Below are 1,399 nucleotides of genomic sequence, written 5' to 3' on the forward strand. Positions count from 1 at the left end.
ACATGCTCCGGGCGCTCGGGAACACGGTGCTCGTGTCCGGGGCCACCGCGGTCCTCGTCATGCTGTTCGACTCGCTCGCCGCGTTCGCGTTCGCGAAGTACGAGTTCCCGTTCAAGCGCTCCCTCTTCACGATCATGCTGGCGACGTTCCTCGTGCCGGGCAGCCTCTCGCTGGTGCCGAGCTTCGTGCTCATGGCGCACCTCGGGTGGATCGGCGGCCTGCAGGCGTTGATCGTGCCCGGAGCCGCGAACGCGTTCGGCATCTTCCTGCTCCGACAGTTCGCGACCGGGTCGATCCCGAACGAGATCATCGACTCCGCGCGGGTCGACGGCGCCGGGTTCTTCCGGACCTGGTGGTCGATCGCGGTGCCCATGCTCCGCGGTGGGCTGGCGTTCCTCGGGATCTTCACCTTCATCAGCTCGTGGAACGACTACGTCTGGCCCCTCATCGTGCTCATCGACCCGAAGGGACAGACGCTGCAGGTGGCGCTGGCCTCGCTCAGCTCGGTGAACGCGACGGACCTCGGCTCGGTGATGGCGGGCGCGGTGATCAGTGTGTTCCCGCTCATCGGGGTGTTCATCATCGGCTCGCGACACTTCATCGCGAACATCGCCGCCGGAGCCCTCAAGGGCTGACACGACCCGCAGGCGCCGTGGAGGATGGCCCACGGCGCCTGCGCCCATGTCCGCAGCGCCTACGCCTGTGGCGCCCGCGCTCGCGTCCACGGCGCTCGCGCCCTCGCCCGCGCCGCGTCCAGCCGGCCTCCGCGCCGTGCGCGCTGGCCCCGCCCGCGCATGGCAGACTTCCGGCATGGCAAGCGCCCGCGATCGTGTCCTGGACAGCTTCGTCGCCATCGTGTGCGAGGAAGGCGAGCGTCCGGCGACCCTCGACGCGGTCGCCGCGCGCGCCGGCGTCTCGAAGGGCGGGCTGCTGTACCACTTCGGGTCGAAGGCCGCCCTCGTCGAGGGGCTGTGCGAGCGCCTCTCCGACCTCTCCGCGATCGACGTCGAGCGGATGCGCGAGGCCGAGGACGGCGTCGCCCGCTACTTCGTCCGCAACTGCCAGTGGGTCGGCAGCGAGCTCGACCTCGCACTGCTCGCTGCGAGCCGCCTGCAGCAGGCCGGCTACGAGGAGGCGGGCCGCACCCTCGACGAGACCGAGAACGCCTGGCTCGAGACGCTCGTCGACGAGCTCGGTGACGAGCCGACGGCGCAGGCAGTCAAGCTGCTCGGCGACGGGCTCTACCACCAGGCGTCCCTCGGTGCCACGACGGACGTCCGGCCCACCCGTGGGGTCGTCGACATGGAGGCCCTGCTCGCCGTCGTCGACCGACTCATCGCGACCAAGCCGGCCGCGTGAACCAGTCGCCCCGCTCCTGGGGATAGACTGGCACCCGCAT

At 70.6% G+C, this 1,399-nt stretch carries 2 protein-coding genes; both read left to right on the forward strand.

Features of this window, described 5'->3' with window-relative positions:
* Window positions 1-635: carbohydrate ABC transporter permease (locus tag I59_RS02040; RefSeq protein WP_022902450.1), on the forward strand; the 635-nt coding region annotated here is incomplete at its 5' end.
* A 175-nt stretch (window positions 636-810) separates the two neighbouring features.
* Entirely contained in the window at window positions 811-1,359 is a 549-nt protein-coding gene (locus I59_RS02045) for a TetR/AcrR family transcriptional regulator (RefSeq protein ID WP_022902451.1), read from the forward strand.
* The last annotated feature ends 40 nt before the right edge of the window (window positions 1,360-1,399 follow it).

This window comes from Curtobacterium sp. B8, from assembly GCF_000333315.1.
In the GTDB taxonomy this organism is placed as follows: Bacteria; Actinomycetota; Actinomycetes; order Actinomycetales; family Microbacteriaceae; genus Curtobacterium; species Curtobacterium luteum.

Excerpts from the sequence above, each read along its gene's own strand:
- I59_RS02045 (WP_022902451.1), top strand. The coding sequence starts at position 811 with ATGGCAAGCGCCCGCGATCGTGTCCTGGACAGCTTCGTCGCCATCGTG.